This is a genomic window from Streptomyces sp. NPDC005866, assembly GCF_040629895.1.
Taxonomy (GTDB): Bacteria; Actinomycetota; Actinomycetes; order Streptomycetales; family Streptomycetaceae; genus Streptomyces.
The window spans coordinates 87293-103931 of the sequence record NZ_JBEXWP010000021.1 but is presented as its reverse complement, the minus strand read 5'-3'; the positions used below and the strand labels follow the sequence as shown (position 1 = coordinate 103931).

Genomic DNA, 16639 nt, shown 5'->3' with positions numbered 1-16639 from the left:
GCTTCTTCGTCAGACTGCCATTACCGGGCCGGCCACGGGGAGCGATCCACCAAGATATGCATATATCTGTCGCTCGAAGCGGTGAACTCTGCTACCTCAGACCCTATTTGGGCGGCCCGGAAGGAGTAAGGAGTAGCCCATGCAGAACGGTCCCGCGGTACGCCGCCGGAAACTGGGCGCCGAACTGCGCACACTGCGCACCGGCGCCGGCCTCACGAGCGGTGAGGCCGCCCGTCTGGTGGGCTGGCATCAGTCGAAGGTGAGCCGGATCGAGACCGGCGCCAGCGGTGTGAAACCGGCCGATGTGCGGTTACTCCTCGACGCCTACGGCGTGGTCGAGGGGCAACTGCGGGAGTTGCTCCTGGTGTTGGCGGGGTCGGAGGACACCGCCGGGCGGCACCACTGGTGGCACGCCTATCGCGGGGTGCTGCCGCCCACCTACCGGGATTTCATCAGTCTGGAGTCGCAGGCCAGTGCGATGCGCACGCTGGAGACCTCGGTCGTACCGGGGCTGCTGCAGACCCCCGAGTACGCCCGTGCCGTGACCCGGGCGGCTGCGGACGGGCTCGACGACGAGGCGCTGGACACCCTGGTGGAGGTACGTCTGGCCAGGCAGGACGTGCTGCGCAACGAGCCGCCGCTGGCGCTGAGCGCGGTCCTTGACGAGGCGGTGCTGCGCCGGGAGGTCGGCGGCCCGGGGGTGATGGCCCGGCAGCTGGAGCGGCTGGTGGAGGCGGCCCGGTTGCCCCAGGTACGGCTCCAGGTGCTGCCGTTCTCGGCCGGGGCACATATCGGCATCACCGGGCCTTTCGTAATCTTCTCATTTCCGAGCACTTCCGATCTGGATGTGGTTGTTCTCGACCAGTTGACGAGTAGCCTCTACCTCGAACGGAAAGAAGACCTCCAGGCCTACACGGAGGCCTTCAACACCCTTCAGATCCACGCCCTTTCGCCCGAGGACTCGTTGGATTACATCGCCGGGACAGGTGACGGCGCGTAGGGAGGCACCATGACCGCAATGCCTCGGAACGTATCTTCAAGTGCTGATCTGCACGGACTGCGGTGGCTGCGCAGCAGCTACAGCACCGGAGCGAACAACTGTGTGGAGACGGCACGGCCGCACTCCGGTCCGCTGACCGGACTGCTCGCCGTGCGCGACTCCAAGGATCCGGCCGGACCCGCGCTGCTCTTCTCCCCCGGGAGCTGGGCGGGTTTCGTGGCGGCGCTCACCAGCTGATCAGCCCGTAACCGACTCCGTATCCGCATACGAGCAAGGCACGGCCGTGTCACGCCGACTCATGGTCGCGTCTCGCCGATCACATGTACAGCGCGTTCGATCTCGGCCCCGGAGAGGTCCGCGCGGGCGGTGAGCCTGAGCCGTGAGACGCCGTCCGGCACGGACGGCGGACGGAAACAGCCCACGGCCAGGCCTGCCGTACGGCAGTCGGCCGCCCACCGCACGGCCCCCTCCGGGGACGGTGCCCGCACGGAGACCACCGCGGCGTCCGGTCGTACCGCTTCCAGACCCGCGGCGGTCAGCCGTGTGTACAGGTCTGCGGCGACCTCACGGGCCCGGACCGCGCGTTCGGGCTCACGGCGCAGCAGCCGCAGGGCCGTCAGCGCCGCCCCCGCCGCGGCGGGGGCCAGGCCGGTGTCGAAGATGAAGGTCCGGGCCGCGTTCACCAGATGGCCGATCACCCGGGCCGGGCCGAGCACGGCCCCGCCCTGGCTGCCCAGCGACTTGGACAGGGTCGCCGTGACGACCACGTCGTCGGCGCCGGCGAGCCCGGCCGCGTACGGCGCGCCCTGGCCGCCGTCCCCGAGGACCCCGAACCCGTGGGCGTCGTCCACGAGCAGTCCGGCGCCGCGCTCCCGGCACGCCTCGGCCAGTCCGGCCAGCGGTGCCGCGTCGCCGTCGACCGAGAACACCGTGTCGGAGACGACGACCGCGGGTCCCTCATGGGTGCCGAGCGCCTTGCGTACGGCGTCCGGGTCGGCGTGCCCGACGACCTGGGTGGCGCCCCGGGCCAGCCGGCAGCCGTCGATCAGGGAGGCGTGGTTGAGGGCGTCGGAGACGATCAGGGAGCCGTGCGGGCCGAGGGTGGTGACGGCGGCGAGGTTGGCGGCATAGCCGGAGGAGAAGACCAGGGCCGCCTCGAACCCGCAGAATTCGGCCAGCTCGCGCTCCAGCTCGGTGTGGAGTTCCGTGGTGCCGGTCACCAGCCGGGAGCCGGTGGAGCCGCCGCCCCAGGTCCGGGCCGCCCCGGCGGCGCCCTCGGCGACCTCCGGGTGGTGGGCGAGGCCCAGGTAGTCGTTGCTCGCCAGGTCCAGCAACGGCGAGTCGGCGGGACGGGGGCGCAGGGTCCGTACCAGTCCGGCGCGGCGGCGCAGTTCCGCCTGTTCGTCGATCCAGCCGAACGCCATGGCTCCTCCGGTGATTTTGTAGGCAGTGGACAGACCCTAGCGGGGCCACCAGCCACCCAGGGTGTGGCAATACCCACACGTCGAACCGCCAGGGTTGTGCGAACTCTCCTTGGCCCGGAGCCGCCTCGTAGTACAGGATCGGCTCTCATGGACCTGCTGAACACGCTGGTGGACAAGGGGCTTCGGCGCGAGCTGCCGACCCGCGAGGAAGCGCTCGCCGTGCTGGCGACCGCCGACGACGACGTGCTCGATGTGGTGGCCGCGGCCGGCAAGGTGCGCCGGCACTGGTTCGGCCGGCGCGTGAAACTCAACTACCTGGTCAACCTCAAGTCGGGCCTGTGTCCGGAGGACTGCTCCTACTGCTCGCAGCGCCTCGGCTCCTCGACCGGGATCCTCAAGTACACCTGGCTGAAACCCGACGAGGCCTCGCAGGCGGCCGCCGCCGGTCTGGCCGGGGGCGCCAAGCGGGTCTGCCTGGTGGCGAGCGGACGCGGCCCGACCGACCGGGACGTCGACCGGGTCGCCGGTACCATCAAGGCGATCAAGGAGCAGAACGAGGGCGTCGAGGTGTGCGCCTGCCTCGGTCTGCTCTCCGACGGCCAGGCCGAGCGGCTGCGCGAGGCGGGCGCCGACGCCTACAACCACAACCTCAACACGTCCGAGGGGACGTACGGGGACATCACGACCACGCACACGTACGCCGACCGGGTGGACACCGTCAACAAGGCGCACGCGGCAGGTCTGTCGGCCTGCTCCGGTCTGATCGCCGGTATGGGAGAGACCGACGAGGACCTGGTCGACGTGGTGTTCTCGCTGCGTGAGCTGGACCCGGACTCGGTGCCGGTCAACTTCCTGATCCCGGTCGAGGGCACCCCGCTGGCCAAGGAGTGGAACCTCACCCCGCAGCGTTGTCTGCGCATCCTGGCGATGGTGCGGTTCGTCTGTCCGGACGTGGAGGTCCGTATCGCGGGCGGCCGCGAGGTTCATCTGCGGACCATGCAGCCCCTCGCGCTGCACCTGGCCAACTCGATCTTCCTCGGCGACTACCTCACCACCGAGGGCCAGGCCGGCCAGGCCGACCTGGAGATGATCGCGGACGCCGGGTTCGTGGTGGAGGGCGCCGACGAGGTGACCCTGCCGGAGCACCGGGCGACGGGCGGGGGCGGCTGCGAGTCGCACGCCGAGACGGGCTGCGGTTCCCATGAGGGCGTCTGCGGCAGCGTTCCTGCCAACGAGCCGCGCACCGACCTGGTCGCCGTCCGCCGGCGGGGTGCCGGAACGGATCTCGCGCCCAATGCCTGACCTGAGCGTCCCCGATCTGCTGGAGCTGGACCGGCGGCACGTGTGGCATCCGTACGGACCGATGCCGGGGCGGGCCGAACCGCTCGTCGTGGAGTCGGCGAGCGGGGTCCGGCTGCGGCTCGCGGACGGTTCGGGCGAGCTGGTCGACGGGATGTCGTCCTGGTGGTCGGCGATCCACGGCTACAACCACCCGGTGCTCAACGAGGCCGCGCGCGACCAGCTCGGCCGGATGAGCCATGTGATGTTCGGCGGCCTCACCCACGAGCCCGCCGTACGCCTGGCGAAGCTCCTTGTCGACATGTCGCCCGACGGTCTCGAACATGTCTTCCTCGCCGACTCCGGCTCGGTGTCGGTCGAGGTCGCGGTCAAGATGTGCCTGCAGTACTGGCGTTCCCTCGGCCGCCCCGCGAAACAGCGCCTGCTGACCTGGCGCGGCGGCTACCACGGCGACACCTGGCAGCCGATGTCGGTGTGCGACCCCGAGGGCGGGATGCACGAGCTCTGGTCCGGGGCGCTGCCCCGCCAGGTCTTCGCGGACGCGCCGCCGACGGCGTACGACGAGTCGTACGCCGACCGTCTGCGGTCGCTGATCGAGCACCACGCGCACGAACTGGCCGCGGTGATCGTGGAGCCGGTGGTGCAGGGCGCGGGCGGGATGCGGTTCCACTCCCCCGCCTATCTGCGGGTGCTGCGCGATGCCTGCGACGCGCACGACGTGCTGCTGGTGTTCGACGAGATCGCGACCGGCTTCGGCCGCACCGGCGCGCTGTTCGCGGCGGACCACGCGGCCGTCACCCCGGACGTGATGTGCGTGGGCAAGGCGCTGACCGGCGGTTACCTGACGATGGCGGCGGCGCTGTGCACGCCACGCGTGGCCGAGGGCATCTCGCGGGGCGAGGTGCCGGTGCTGGCCCACGGCCCGACGTTCATGGGCAATCCGCTGGCGGCCTCCGTGGCGTGCGCCTCGATCGGGCTGCTGCTGGGCCAGGACTGGCAGGCGGAAGTCAAGCGGATCGAGGCGGGGTTGTGGGACGGTCTGGCGCCGGCACGGGACATCCCCGGCGTACGGGACGTCCGCGTCCTCGGTGCCATCGGGGTCGTACAACTCGACCACGAGGTGGACATGAAGGCCGCCACGGCGGCCGCGGTGCGTGTGGGTGTGTGGCTGCGGCCGTTCCGCGATCTGGTCTACACGATGCCCCCGTACGTCACCGGTGACGCGGACGTGGCACGGATCGCGCGCGCGGTGTGCGCCGCCGCGCGGAAGGGATGAGCATGCCGATCCTGATGATCACGGGGACGGGCACGGAGGTCGGCAAGACGGTCACCACGGCCGCGGTCGCCGCCGCGGCGCTCGCGGCGGGCCGCTCGGTGGCGGTGCTGAAGGCCGCGCAGACCGGGGTACGACCTGACGAGCGCGGGGACGCCGACGAGGTCGCGCGGCTCGCGGGCCCGGTGACGGCGGCCGAACTCGCCCGTTTCCCGGAGCCGTTGGCGCCGGGTACGGCGGCCCGCCGGGCGGGGATGGCCCCCGTACGTCCGCACGAGGTGGCGGAGGCCGCCGCCAAGCTGGCCACCGAGCACGATCTGGTGCTGGTCGAGGGCGCGGGCGGGCTGCTCGTGCGGTTCGACGCGGCCGGCGGCACGCTCGCGGACGCGGCCCGGCTTTTGGACGCTCCGGTGCTGGTGGTGGCGTCGGCCGGACTCGGCACCCTCAACACCACTGAGCTGACGGCCCGTGAACTGAGGGCCCGTGAACTCGAGTTGCTGGGTGTGGTGATCGGCAGCTGGCCCGGCTCTCCCGATCTGGCCTCACGGTGCAATGTGGCCGATCTGCCCGAGGTGGCCGGGGCCCCGTTGCTCGGTGCGCTGCCCGCCGGGGCCGGAGCGCTCGCGCCCGCCGACTTCCGTGCGGCGGCGCCGGGTTGGCTGTCCGCACGACTGGACGGCGGCTGGGACGCGGAGGCGTTCCGAGTGCGCGAGGCGCGCTAGGTGTGCTGTCCCGGCACGTTGGTGACAGCACATCTAGGGGGCCTTCCCGTCGGCGAGCAGCCGGACCAGTTCGATCCGCGACCGGATGCCCAACCGGGCGAAGACTCCGCGCAGATGGTGGTCGATGGTGCGCGGGCTGAGGTTGAGCCGGTCGGCTATCTCGCGGTTGGTGGCACCCTCGGCGGCCATCCGGGCGACCATGAGTTGCTGGGCGGTGAGGACGGCGGCCGGGTCGGCGCCGGAGTTCGGGGCCGACGGCGTGCCCAGGGCGCGCAGTTCGGCGCGGGCCTGGGCGGCGCAGTGCGGGGCGCCGAAGGACTCGAAGGCCGCCAGCGCGCTGTGCAGCCGGTCACGGGCCTCGGCGCGGTGCCGCAGCCGGCGCAGGGCTCCGGCGAACAACAGTTCGGTACGGGCGCGTTCGAAGTCCCGGGTGCCCCGGGCGTGCAGGTCGAGTGCGGTGCGGTAATGCTGGATCGCCTCGGCGCCGGGGGCGAGCAGGGCCCGGCAGCGGGCACTGAGCGCGAGGTCGTCGGTGCTGCGGACGGCGGTGGCCCAACGGTGGTAGTCGGCGTGCGCGGCGCGGGCGACCCGGGTGTCTCCGGTGCGGACGGCGGCCTCGACGTAGTGCGGGGTGGCCAGGTGCCGGATCGCCCGGTGGCCGTGTCCGGGGCCGAACCCGGCGAGGGCGCGCAGCCGGGCGGCCGCCGCCGGGAAGCGGCCGTTGGTGAGGTCGAGGAAGGCGAGCGCCCACTGGGCGAGGGCCGCGGGCAGGCCGAGCCCGTGCGCCAGGGCGTGGGAGCGTACGGCGGCGGTGCGCTCACGGCAGGCATCCTCGTCGCCCCTGACAGCGGCGAACATGGCGAGCGCGGCCTGGAGATGGCATGCCCCGTTGTCCTGCCCGGTGGCCTGGGCCTGGCTCAGGGCCTCCTGGGCGGCGGCCTCGGCGACCCGGGTGCGGCCGGTCCAGAAGTCGGCGTAGGCACGGAACTCCATGGCCTGTGCGGCCGTCGCCGGGATGCCGCGGGCGCGGGCCGAGGCGGCGGCCCGCAGAGTGGCGGTGACGGCGCGGGTGTGGTCGCCGAGCATCAGCGCGGCGATGCCGGAGTGGATCAGCAGACCGGGGTCGCCGCCGGGTCCGCAGCGGCCGGCGGTGCCCTTGAGGAGCACGCGGGCGTCGTCGTAGCGGCCTTCGACGGCGGCGGCGAGTCCGGCGAGTATGCCGGATGGAGGCAGGCCCAGCCACTGGGCGAGGACATGGACCTCGCGGCAGCGTCCTAGGTCGCCGGTGTAGACGACGGCGTCGGTGGCGAGGGCCAGGAGTTCGACGGAGTCGGCTGAACGTTCCTGCCGGACGGCGGCGGTGAGCAGGGCGTCGAAGGCCTCCGAGGCGTTGCCCGCTCTGAGGGCGAGGACTCCGTTGATGGCGGGGTCGTCCGTACGGGCGGCGAGCCGTCTCGCCCGGTCGGGCTCTCCGGAGCGCCAGGCGTCGGCGGCGGCCAGGGCGAGGAGCCGGGCCTCTTCCACCGGATCCGGGCAGAGGTCGGCGGCGCGTTCGGCGAGAACCCGGGCGAGCGCGGGTCTGCCCTCGGTACGGGCCCGGTCGGCGGCGACGCGGAGTTCCGCCGCGAGCCGGGAGCTGGGGCCGAGCGCGGCGGCGCCCCGGTGCCAGGAGCGGCGGGTCGTCTCGCCCTTGCCGCCCAGTACCCGGGCGAGCAGTTGGTGGGCCTCGCGCCTGTCGGCCGGTGAGGCGGTCCCGTACGCGGCGATCCGGGTCCAGGCGTCCCGGAAGAACACCCCGCCGGCACTGGCGTGGGCGACCCCGGCCGTCTCGGCGGCCTCCAGCGGACGGGTGTCGAGCCGGCGGGCCGTGACCGCGCGCAGGAAGGCGTGGGTGGCGACCGGGTACTGGTCGGCCGCGGCGAGGAGCAGCAACAGCCGGGTGTCGTCGGGCAGGGCGTGGAGCAACCGCGGTGCCAGTTCGGCCGGTTCGACCGGCAGCGGGTCGAGGCCCGCCGCCTGCCGCCCGGTGAGGCGCGGCACGAGTTCGCCCACGGCGCGCTGATCTTCGTATACGACGCGCCGCACCCGGGCGCGCACGCCCTCGGGGAGCGCCGAAGCCGGGGCCGGCCCCGCGTCGGTCGTCTGCGGTGGCGAAGTGCGGTCAAGAGGTGGGGGGTTCACCGGTATCACCACACGAAAGACGTTACTGGCCAGTTAGTTGACTCGTAAAGACTGGCGACTTCACCGATGCGGCGCGCGTAGACCCGTCCCGACACTCCTGAACAACCCCACCCGTTTCAGGAGGCATCATGCAACGCGCCAAGCGTCGCATCGCAACCGCTCTGACGGCGATAGCCGGTTCGCTCCTTCTGTCACTCCCCCTGGCCACGACTCCCGCGCAGGCGGCGGGCCACAACCCGATCGTGTTCGTGCACGGTCTGAGCAGCGACTCCAGCAGCTGGAACGACTGGACCGCGGACTTCAAGGCCGACGGCTACACCTCGTCGGAGCTGTTCGCGTGGTCGTACGACTGGACGAAGTCCAACGTCACCACCGCCTCACAGCTGTCGAGCTACGTCCAGACCGTCCTCTCGCAGACCGGCGCCTCGAAGGTGGACCTGGTGGTGCACTCCATGGGCGCGCTCAACAGCCGGTACTACCTCAAGAACCTCGGCGGGACCTCGTACGTGGACGACTTCGTGTCGGTCGCCGGGGTGAACCACGGGACCAGCGCCGCCTCGTCGTGCGGGTGGCTCTACACGTCGTGCAAGGAGATGCAGACCGGCAGCTCCTTCCTGACCGCGCTGAACTCAGGTGACGAGACGCCCGGCAGCGTCTCGTACGCGGCGTACTGGTCGAACTGCGACTCGGCGATCGACCCGGACTCCTCGGCCCTGCTGAGCGGGGCGACCAACGTCGGTGTCGGCTGCATCTCGCACACCGACATGAACAACGACTACGGCGTCTACCAGCAGGTGCGCGACTTCGTCGCCTAGCCGGGTGGCGGTTCTCCGCCCGATCGCGCGGCGGGGGGTGCGACGGGCCCGTACGGGGGACAATCACCGTAGACCTGCTTCCGTCTGGAGGTCGTCATGCGGCTGCTGTCCGCCGGCGCCGGGAAACCGGCTCGGGATCCCGTCCACCACCCGCTGTTCGCCCGTTTCTACGCCCGCTACAGCGTGACCGCCGAGACGAAGCTCGGCATGGCCGCGATCCGGGAGCGGCTGCTCTCCGGGCTGTCCGGGCGCGTGATCGAGATCGGCGCGGGCAACGGTCTCAATTTCGCGCGGTATCCCGGGTCGGTGGCGGAGGTCGTCGCGATCGAACCCGAGCGCACCCTGAGGCAGTTGGCGGCGGAGGCCGCCGTCCGGGCCGAGGTCCCGGTGGACGTGGTACCGGGCGCGGCGGAGGCGTTGCCGGTGAAGAGCGAGGCCTTCGACGCGGCGGTGCTGTCGCTGGTGCTGTGCAGTGTGCGGGATGTGCCACGGGCGCTCGCCGAGGTACGCCGGGTGCTGCGGCCGGGCGGTGAGCTGCGGTTCTTCGAGCACGGCCGGGGCGGCGGGCCGGCGATGATGTTCACCCAGCGGGCTCTGGACCGGACGGTGTGGCCGCTGCTGAGCGGCAGCTGCCATCTGTCCCGGGAGCCGATGGCCGAACTGCGCGCCGCCGGGTTCCAACTCGGTCCGTACCGGGAGGTGTTCCTGCCGGAGAACGGCCCGCGGCTGCCGTCCTCGTACTGTGTCCTGGGCGTCGCCCGCAAGCCCCGGGAATCCTGACCGGAATCCTGATCACAGGCTCCAGCGGCGCAGCTCCTCCGCGATGTCGGAGACGCTCGCCCCGCCGGTCTTCACCAGCCGCGCCAGATCGCGGACCTGCTCGGGCGAGGTGGCGATCTTGAGGCCGCTGGCGACCAGGTAGGCGTAGGCGACCGAGGAGGCGAACAGGGCGTTCGAGCGCTCAAGGGCCGGGACGTGGATAAGAAGCTGCAGCAGTGCGGCGGCTCGGGCCTGCGGGGTGTCGTAGACGGGGATGCCGAATATCTCGGCCCGGTGCCGGGCTACGGCGGCGATCAGCGCACCCCAGTCGGTGACCTGGGGGTCCCCCGGGGTCTTCTGTTCGGCGAGCATGAGGAGCCAGGCGAGATCGATGGTCAGGTCGTTCAAGGGATCAGTGACGACCTTCGGTCTTGTCAGACGTGTCGGGACCCGGCGCTTCGCCGAATTCCTCCGCGAAAACGGACTCGTACTGCTTCATGAAGTCAGCGGCGGCCTCGACGAACGTACGGCCCGCTTCACCCGTGTCCTGCATGACCAGTTCCTCTATGTAGCGGTTGACGCTCATCCCGCGCGCGAGGGCGCGATCACGGGCAGCCTTGGCGGTGCCCTCGTCCACGCGCACGTTCAGCTGGGTCTTCGCCATACCTAGACGCTAGCGCATTTGCGCTAGCAGCGGCAAGCGCGCGTCGGAATCGAAAAGTGATACCGCCTGTGGGACGCGTCACACTACGCTCGTCCCGGACACAGCGCGGACACAGGGGATCACGGCTGGCTCTCGGCCGGACGATGAGGTCGCGCGAGCGAGGAGGCAGCGTTGTCCACACCAGCTGCGGAGGGACCGGCCGCGGAGGGAGCGGCCGCGGACGGGACAGCGGCCCGCGCACGCGGGCTGACCAAGGCGTACGGCGCGGGCGAGACGGCCGTGCTCGCACTGGACTCGGTCGACGTGGACATCGCGCGCGGCCGCTTCACCGCGGTCATGGGCCCGTCGGGCTCCGGGAAGTCCACGTTGATGCACTGTCTGGCGGGACTGGACACGGTGTCGGCCGGTCAGGTCTGGCTCGGCGGCACCGAGATAACGGGTCTGAGGGAGCGCGAGCTGACGCGGCTGCGCCGGGACCGGATCGGGTTCATGTTCCAGTCGTTCAACCTGATCCCGACGCTGAACGCGGCCGAGAACATCACCCTGCCCATGGACATCGCGGGCAAGAAGCCCGACGGGAAGTGGCTGGACCAGGTCATCGACACGCTGGGGCTGCGGGACCGGCTCAAGCACCGGCCCGCACAGCTGTCCGGCGGGCAGCAGCAGCGGGTGGCCTGCGCGCGGGCGCTGGCCTCCCGGCCGGAGCTGATCTTCGCCGACGAGCCGACCGGCAACCTGGACTCGCGGGCAGGTCTTGAGGTGCTGGGCTTTCTGCGGGACGCGGTCGACCAGCTCGGGCAGACGGTCGTCATGGTGACCCACGACCCGGGCGCCGCCGCCCACTCCGACCTGGTGCTCTTCCTCGCGGACGGCCGGATGGTGGACCGGATGCAAGGGCCGACGGCGGACGCCGTGCTGGAACGGATGAAACGGTTCGACGTGGGACGCGGCTCCTCGGGGCCCGAGGAGGACTGATCCGGTGCTCAAGGCAACCCTGCGGAGCTTCCTGGCCCACAAGGGACGGCTACTGCTGTCCGCGCTGGCCATCGTCCTGTCCGTGGCGTTCGTCGCGGGCAGCCTGATCTTCTCCGACACCGTCACCCGCACCTTCGACCGGCTGTTCGCCTCCACCTCCGCCGATGTGACCGTGGAGCCGAAGCAGGACCTCAAGTCGTCGGTGCCGACCGGCGCCGTCCCGACCGTACCGGCCGCGTTGAAGGAGCGGGCCGCCAAGGTCGGCGGGGTCGCGGACACCCACGCGGACGTCTCCGTGCAGAACATCGTGGTGGTGGACAGCCACAACAAGTCGGTCGGCCCGACCACCGGCGCCCCCACCATCGCCACCGACTGGTACCTCACCCACCGCAGCCCCGTGAAGCTGACCTCGGGGCACGCCCCGCAGGGTGCAGGCCAGGCGCTCCTCGACGCGGACACCGCCGACAAGAAACACGTGCGCATCGGCGACACGCTGACCGTGCAGGCGCAGCCCGGCACCTTCAGGGTCGAGGTCGTCGGCATCGCCACCTTCACCACCACCAACCCGGGCGCCGCTCTGGTCTTCCTCGACCCGTCGGTCGCCGCGAAGCAACTGCTGGGCTCCGCCGACCGGGCCACCAGCATCTCGGTGGACGCGGCGCAGGGTGTCACGGACGCCGAGCTCAAGCGGCGTGTCGGCCAGGCGATCGGGACCGGGACGTACGACTTGAAGACCGCCGACGAGCAGGCGAAGTCCTCCGCCGCGGACTTGGGCGGCTTCCTCGACGTCATCAAGTACGTGATGCTGGGATTCGCGGGCATCGCAACGCTCGTGGGCATCTTCCTGATCGTCAACACCTTCTCCATGCTGATCGCCCAGCGCACACGCGAGTTGGGCCTGTTGCGCGCGCTGGGCGCCGACCGGCGTCAGGTACGGCGGTCCGTGCTCACCGAAGCGGTCCTGCTGGGGCTGGTCGGATCGACGCTGGGTCTGGGCGCCGGTATCGGGCTGGCGCTCGGGCTGATCAAGCTGATGAGCGCGTTCGGGATGAACCTCAAGACCACCGAGATGGTCCTCGGCTGGGGCACGCCCGTCGCCGCGTATGCCGTGGGGGTCGGTGTCACCTTCGTCGCCGCGTATCTGCCCGCCCGGCGCGCGGCCACGGTGTCGCCGATGGCGGCGCTCGCGGACGCCGAGATCGCCGGTGTGGGCAAGCCGTTGACGGTCCGGGCGATCGTGGGCGCGGTCGTCGGGGCGATCGGGGTGGCGGCCCTCGCGGGCTGTGCGGCGGCCACCAAGACCGCCTCGGCTGCCTCGCTGCTGGGCCTCGGCGTGGTGCTGACGCTGCTCGCGACGGTCATCGCGGGCCCGTTGCTGGTACGCCCGGTGATCCGCGTCCTGGGCGCGGCCTTCCCCGCCCTCTTCGGCTCGGTCGGCCGGATGAGCCAGCGCAACGCCCTGCGCAACCCGCGCCGCACCGGCGCCACCGCGGCCGCGCTCATGGTGGGACTCGCCCTGGTCGGCGGGATGTCGGTGGCCAGCGCCTCCATGTCCAAGTCCTTCGACCAGCAGATCGACAAGACGCTGGGCGCCGACTTCGTCATCCAGAACGGCAACTTCCTGCCGTTCACCCGGGAGGTCACCGACAAGGTGCGCGGCACCGACGGTGTGGGGCTCGTCGTACGGCAGCGGTTCGCGCCGGTGGCGGTACGGCTGCCGGACGGCAAGCGGGTCACCACGACCGCCGCCGGGTACGGCCCGCGGGTCGACGACGTCGCCCATCTCGCCTACAAGGGCGGCGACACCGCGGCCGCGCTGGCCGACGGCAGTATCGGCATGGACGCCACCTTCGCCGCGGACCACAAGCTGCGCCTCGGCAGTGTGCTCCCGGTCGAGTTCCAGGGCGGGAAGACCGCCGAGATGACGGTGGGCGCCCTCACCGACCAGGACAGCGGCAGCGGCTTCGGCGCGCAGGGCGGCCTGTTCTTCGGCATCGCCACCGTAGAGAAGTACGTCCCCGGCGGCCAGGACTCCACGTTGTACGTCAACCGGGCCTCGGGGATGGGTGCGGACCAACTCCGCGCGAACCTGGAGAAGACCCTCGCCCCGTTCCCCCAGGTGCAGGTCCGCGACCAGGCCGACTACAAGAAGCTGGTCCACGACCAGATCGCCGTGCTGCTGTACCTGGTGTACGCGCTGCTGGGGCTGGCGATCGTGATCGCGGTGCTCGGCGTGGTCAACACACTTGCCCTGTCGGTCGTCGAGCGCACCCGGGAGATCGGGCTGCTGCGCGCGATCGGGCTGGGCCGGCGGCAACTGCGCCGGATGATCCGGCTGGAGTCGGTGGTGATCGCGGTGTTCGGCGCGGTGCTGGGGCTCGCGCTCGGCCTGGTGTGGGGCGTGTGCACCCAGCAGGTCCTGGCTCTGCAGGGCATGAAGGCGCTGGCGATCCCTTGGGGCACGATCGTCGCGGTGGTGATCGGCTCGGCGGTCGTCGGCATCGTGGCCGCGCTGCTGCCGGCGTTGCGTGCATCGCGCATGAATGTGCTGGCGGCCATCGCGCACGAGTGATGGAATCGTGACTCTCACGTTCCGGACCGCTGAGGAGAGTCCATGTCGCGTCCGTTCCGCTTCGGGGTCAACCTGCTCACGCCGGCCTCGGCCGACGAGTGGCGCGCCAAGTGCCGGCGCGCCGAGGAACTGGGGTACGACGTACTCCTCGTACCCGATCACCTCGGCATGCCGGCACCCTTTCCGGCGCTGGTCGCGGCGGCCGGGGCGACCGAACGGCCCCGCCTCGGCACCTTCGTGCTCAACGCGGGTTTCTGGAACCCGGTGCTGCTGGCCCGCGAGGTGGCGACGACCGCCGCGCTGACCGGCGGCCGTCTCGAACTCGGGCTCGGCACCGGCTATGTGCAGGCGGAGCACGATCGGGCCGGGCTGCCCTTCGGCTCGCCGCGCGAGCGGGTGGACCATCTGCAGCGTACGGTCGAGGAGTTGCTCAGGTCGGAAGGGTGCCGGGTGCCCTTGCTGATCGGCGGCAACGGCGACCGGATGCTACGGCTGACCGCCGAGCACGCGGACATCGCGGCCTTCGCCGGGGCCCGTCTGGCGCCCGGAAACACCGAGGGCCGCCTGGAGCCGGTCACGGCCGAGGAACTCGACGAACGGGTCGCCCGCTACGAGGAGTTGGCGGCGGGCCGCGGGGATGCCGCCGAACGGAACCTGCTCGTCCAGATCGTGGCGATCACCGACGACCCGCGGTCCGCACTGGCCCCGTTCCTGGACCGCCGGTCCGAGCTGACCCTGGAACAGGCCCTCGCCCTGCCCACCGTCCTCGTCGGCGCCCTGGAGGAGGTCGCCGGACGGGTGCGGGCGCTGCGCGAGCGCTACGGGTTCTCTTATCTGACCGTCCTGGAGCCGTACATGGAGGCCTTCGCTCCGGTGCTCGCGGAGCTGGCGACGTGATGGCCGCTGGGTGACTGTTCTCGACCGTCCGTGACCCGCGATCGTGTCAACGGCGCCGCTGGTCGGGCCGCAGCTCGAAGTCGCCGTAGCTGTTGTCGGTCGGGTTGATCGTGAGCCCGGGGGCCACGATGTCGTCGATGGCGTCGAGGACGTCGGCCGGGAGCGTGACGTCGGCGGCGGGCAGGAACGTCTCCAACTGCTCCATGGTGCGCGGCCCGATGATCGCCGAGGTGACGCCCGGGTGGTTGATGACGAAGGCGACGGCCAGCTCGATCAGCGTGAGGCCGGCCTTCTCCGCCAGGGCCGCGAGCTGCTCGACGGCGTCGAGCTTGCGCTGGTTGGCCGGGGCACTCATGTCGAAGCGGGCCTTGGGGCGTGCCGCCGAGGCAGGCCCCTCGGAAGCGTTCTTGCGGTAGCGGCCCGAGAGCCAGCCGCCGGCGAGGGGGCTGTAGGTGAGGGTGCCCATGCCGTGGCGGCGCACCGTGGGCAGCACGTCCTCCTCGATGCCGCGGACCAGGATCGAGTACGGCGGCTGCTCGGTCACGAACCGCTCCAGGTGCCGCTCCCGGGAGACCCACTGGGCCTCGACGATCTGGGAACCGGAGTAGGAGGAAGAGCCGATGTAAAGGACCTTGCCCTGGTGCACGAGATCGGAGAGGGCGCCGAGGGTTTCCGAGACGTCGGTGTCCGGGCTGGGGCGGTGGACCTGGTAGAGGTCGATGTGATCGGTGCCCAGGCGCCGCAGGGAGTTCTCCACCGCACGAATGATCCAGCGCCGTGAGCCGCCGCGCTGGTTGGGGTCCTCCTGGCCCATCGGCATGAAGAACTTGGTCGCCAGGAACACGTCATCGCGCCGGCCCTTGAGTGCCTTGCCGACGATCTCCTCCGAGACACCGGCGGAGTAGACGTCCGCGGTGTCGACGAAGTTGATGCCCGCGTCGAGGGCTCGGTGGATGATCCGTACGGAGTCGGCTTCGTCCGCGTTGCCCCAGGGGCCGAACATCATCGCGCCCAGGCAGAGCGGGCTGACCTGGACACCGGTGCGGCCGAGCGGTCGGTACTGCATGAAGTGGTTCTCCTCGTTCGTGTGGTCAGTCGGTTCCGGCGGGCACGACCGTGCCGGTGGTCGCCCAACTGGCGAGGAGGCCGAGGGCCTCCCGCTCCGGAGAGTCCGGTTCGGGCGTGTAGAAGTTGAGGCGGAGGCCGGGGTCGGACGGCAGGTCCATCGCCTCGTAGGGCAGGGCGAGATCGCCGACCAGCGGATGGTGGAGGTTCTTCACGCCGGAGCGGTGGAAGTTCACGTCGTGGCGTGCCCATCGGCGGGCGAAGTCGCCGCTCCTGGACGTCAGCTCTCCGATCAGGTCGGTCAGCGCCTTGTCGTGTGGTGCCCTGCCCGTCTCGGTGCGCAGGAAGGCGACCGAATCGTCCGCCCCCTTGTCCCAGTCGACCCAGAAGTCCTTGCTCGCGGGGTCCAGGAACATGAAACGGGCGCTGTTGACCGGCCCCCGCTGGGCGAACAGCGGCGAGTCGAAGACCGGTGCGTACAGCGCGCGTCCCAACGCGTTTGCGGCCACGATGTCGAACCGGGCGTTGCGCACGAACGCCGGCACACCGGTCATCGAGTCCAGCAGCCGCAGGATCGTGGGCCGCACCCGGGAGGAGGTCACCGTGGGTCGCCGGCCCGACGGGGTCGACGCGCGGGCCAGGTCGTAGAGGTGGGTGCGCTCGGCCTCGTTGAGCTGCAGGGCGTGCGCGAGGGCTTCGAGCACCGAGTCCGAGGCGCCGGAGAGGTTTCCGCGTTCGAGGCGGACGTAGTAGTCCACGCTCATGCCCGCGAGCAGGGCGACCTCCTCACGGCGCAGACCCGCGACGCGCCGGTTCCCGCCGTAGACCGGCAGTCCGGCCTGCTCGGGGGTGATCCGGGCGCGCCGGGTGCTCAGGAACTCGCGGACCTCGGCGGCGAGGTCCTTCTTGTCAGCGCCGGCCATCGTCGGACTCCGCAGGGGTGTGCCGCGGCGCTGCCGGAGGACATGACGCGAGGCGGATGACGGCTTCGGC

Annotated in this window: 16 protein-coding genes; 10 read left to right on the top strand and 6 right to left on the bottom strand. The window is 71.3% G+C overall.

Annotated elements, in window-relative coordinates; all coding sequences use genetic code 11:
* The first annotated feature begins 139 nt into the window (after positions 1–139).
* Together ABZ396_RS28045 and ABZ396_RS28040 are read left to right on the top strand one after the other, a co-directional pair.
* Positions 140–1000: a helix-turn-helix transcriptional regulator gene (locus tag ABZ396_RS28045; protein WP_358922073.1), complete on the top strand. Its 861-nt coding sequence runs from the start codon at positions 140–142 to the stop codon at positions 998–1000.
* A gap of 9 nt (positions 1001–1009) precedes the next feature.
* Positions 1010–1237 carry a DUF397 domain-containing protein gene (locus ABZ396_RS28040; RefSeq protein ID WP_358922075.1) on the top strand — a complete coding sequence of 76 codons (228 nt, stop codon included), beginning with the start codon at positions 1010–1012 and terminating at the stop codon, positions 1235–1237.
* Positions 1238–1296: 59 nt separating this feature from the next.
* Here ABZ396_RS28040 and ABZ396_RS28035 read toward each other — a convergent pair whose 3' ends face one another.
* The gene (locus ABZ396_RS28035) at positions 1297–2424 is read right to left on the bottom strand and encodes an 8-amino-7-oxononanoate synthase (protein WP_358922077.1); all 1128 of its coding nucleotides are present in this window, start codon (positions 2422–2424) and stop codon (positions 1297–1299) included.
* A 147-nt stretch (positions 2425–2571) separates the two neighbouring features.
* On the opposite strand from ABZ396_RS28035, the gene bioB reads away from it, so the two are divergent.
* The 3 genes from bioB to bioD are packed head-to-tail and all read left to right on the top strand — an operon-like array spanning position 2572 to position 5718.
* Positions 2572–3726 (top strand): biotin synthase BioB, encoded by a 1155-nt coding sequence (bioB, locus tag ABZ396_RS28030; RefSeq protein ID WP_358922079.1) that lies wholly within the window; start codon positions 2572–2574, stop codon positions 3724–3726.
* Positions 3719–4999 carry an adenosylmethionine--8-amino-7-oxononanoate transaminase gene (locus ABZ396_RS28025; RefSeq protein WP_358922081.1) on the top strand — a complete coding sequence of 427 codons (1281 nt, stop codon included), beginning with the start codon at positions 3719–3721 and terminating at the stop codon, positions 4997–4999. The genes bioB and ABZ396_RS28025 overlap by 8 nt, the downstream gene beginning before the upstream one ends.
* 2 nt (positions 5000–5001) lie before the next feature.
* On the top strand, positions 5002–5718 hold the full coding sequence (bioD, locus tag ABZ396_RS28020) for a dethiobiotin synthase (protein ID WP_358922083.1): 717 nt from the start codon (positions 5002–5004) through the stop codon (positions 5716–5718).
* A 33-nt stretch (positions 5719–5751) separates the two neighbouring features.
* Here bioD and ABZ396_RS28015 read toward each other — a convergent pair whose 3' ends face one another.
* Positions 5752–7911 (bottom strand): LuxR C-terminal-related transcriptional regulator, encoded by a 2160-nt coding sequence (locus tag ABZ396_RS28015; RefSeq protein ID WP_358922085.1) that lies wholly within the window; start codon positions 7909–7911, stop codon positions 5752–5754.
* A gap of 116 nt (positions 7912–8027) precedes the next feature.
* Between ABZ396_RS28015 and ABZ396_RS28010 the strand changes: the two genes are divergently transcribed.
* Positions 8028–8714, top strand: coding sequence for a triacylglycerol lipase (locus ABZ396_RS28010; RefSeq protein ID WP_358922087.1), 687 nt, complete (start codon positions 8028–8030; stop codon positions 8712–8714).
* A 96-nt stretch (positions 8715–8810) separates the two neighbouring features.
* Positions 8811–9494, top strand: a complete 684-nt coding sequence (locus ABZ396_RS28005; protein WP_358922089.1) for a class I SAM-dependent methyltransferase — start codon at positions 8811–8813, stop codon at positions 9492–9494.
* A gap of 12 nt (positions 9495–9506) precedes the next feature.
* On the opposite strand, the gene ABZ396_RS28000 is transcribed toward ABZ396_RS28005, so the two are convergent.
* Entirely contained in the window at positions 9507–9881 is a 375-nt protein-coding gene (locus ABZ396_RS28000; protein WP_358922091.1) for a fic family toxin-antitoxin system, toxin component, read from the bottom strand.
* A gap of 4 nt (positions 9882–9885) precedes the next feature.
* Positions 9886–10137 carry a toxin-antitoxin system HicB family antitoxin gene (locus tag ABZ396_RS27995; RefSeq protein ID WP_358922093.1) on the bottom strand — a complete coding sequence of 84 codons (252 nt, stop codon included), beginning with the start codon at positions 10135–10137 and terminating at the stop codon, positions 9886–9888.
* A 171-nt stretch (positions 10138–10308) separates the two neighbouring features.
* Between ABZ396_RS27995 and ABZ396_RS27990 the strand changes: the two genes are divergently transcribed.
* From ABZ396_RS27990 to ABZ396_RS27980, 3 genes are read left to right on the top strand one after another with little or no spacing between them, the layout of a single operon-like run.
* On the top strand, positions 10309–11112 hold the full coding sequence (locus ABZ396_RS27990; RefSeq protein ID WP_358922095.1) for an ABC transporter ATP-binding protein: 804 nt from the start codon (positions 10309–10311) through the stop codon (positions 11110–11112).
* A 4-nt stretch (positions 11113–11116) separates the two neighbouring features.
* Positions 11117–13684: an FtsX-like permease family protein gene (locus ABZ396_RS27985; protein WP_358922097.1), complete on the top strand. Its 2568-nt coding sequence runs from the start codon at positions 11117–11119 to the stop codon at positions 13682–13684.
* 42 nt (positions 13685–13726) lie between these two features.
* Positions 13727–14581 carry an LLM class F420-dependent oxidoreductase gene (locus ABZ396_RS27980; RefSeq protein WP_358922099.1) on the top strand — a complete coding sequence of 285 codons (855 nt, stop codon included), beginning with the start codon at positions 13727–13729 and terminating at the stop codon, positions 14579–14581.
* Between the two features lie 46 nt (positions 14582–14627).
* Here the strand turns inward: ABZ396_RS27980 and ABZ396_RS27975 are convergent, their stop codons facing one another.
* Both ABZ396_RS27975 and ABZ396_RS27970 read right to left on the bottom strand, forming a co-directional pair.
* Positions 14628–15647 carry an aldo/keto reductase gene (locus tag ABZ396_RS27975; RefSeq protein ID WP_358922101.1) on the bottom strand — a complete coding sequence of 340 codons (1020 nt, stop codon included), beginning with the start codon at positions 15645–15647 and terminating at the stop codon, positions 14628–14630.
* 25 nt (positions 15648–15672) lie between these two features.
* Positions 15673–16569 (bottom strand): helix-turn-helix transcriptional regulator, encoded by an 897-nt coding sequence (locus ABZ396_RS27970; RefSeq protein WP_358922103.1) that lies wholly within the window; start codon positions 16567–16569, stop codon positions 15673–15675.
* Positions 16570–16639: the final 70 nt, after the last annotated feature.

Coding starts and splice junctions, on each gene's coding strand:
- ABZ396_RS28025 (WP_358922081.1), top strand. CDS start 3,719: ATGCCTGACCTGAGCGTCCCCGATCTGCTGGAGCTGGACCGGCGGCAC.
- ABZ396_RS27995 (WP_358922093.1), bottom strand. CDS start 10,137: ATGGCGAAGACCCAGCTGAACGTGCGCGTGGACGAGGGCACCGCCAAG.
- ABZ396_RS27970 (WP_358922103.1), bottom strand. CDS start 16,569: ATGGCCGGCGCTGACAAGAAGGACCTCGCCGCCGAGGTCCGCGAGTTC.
- ABZ396_RS27975 (WP_358922101.1), bottom strand. CDS start 15,647: ATGCAGTACCGACCGCTCGGCCGCACCGGTGTCCAGGTCAGCCCGCTC.
- ABZ396_RS28005 (WP_358922089.1), top strand. CDS start 8,811: ATGCGGCTGCTGTCCGCCGGCGCCGGGAAACCGGCTCGGGATCCCGTC.
- ABZ396_RS28040 (WP_358922075.1), top strand. CDS start 1,010: ATGACCGCAATGCCTCGGAACGTATCTTCAAGTGCTGATCTGCACGGA.
- ABZ396_RS28035 (WP_358922077.1), bottom strand. CDS start 2,424: ATGGCGTTCGGCTGGATCGACGAACAGGCGGAACTGCGCCGCCGCGCC.
- ABZ396_RS27980 (WP_358922099.1), top strand. CDS start 13,727: ATGTCGCGTCCGTTCCGCTTCGGGGTCAACCTGCTCACGCCGGCCTCG.
- bioD (WP_358922083.1), top strand. CDS start 5,002: ATGCCGATCCTGATGATCACGGGGACGGGCACGGAGGTCGGCAAGACG.
- ABZ396_RS28045 (WP_358922073.1), top strand. CDS start 140: ATGCAGAACGGTCCCGCGGTACGCCGCCGGAAACTGGGCGCCGAACTG.
- bioB (WP_358922079.1), top strand. CDS start 2,572: ATGGACCTGCTGAACACGCTGGTGGACAAGGGGCTTCGGCGCGAGCTG.
- ABZ396_RS28010 (WP_358922087.1), top strand. CDS start 8,028: ATGCAACGCGCCAAGCGTCGCATCGCAACCGCTCTGACGGCGATAGCC.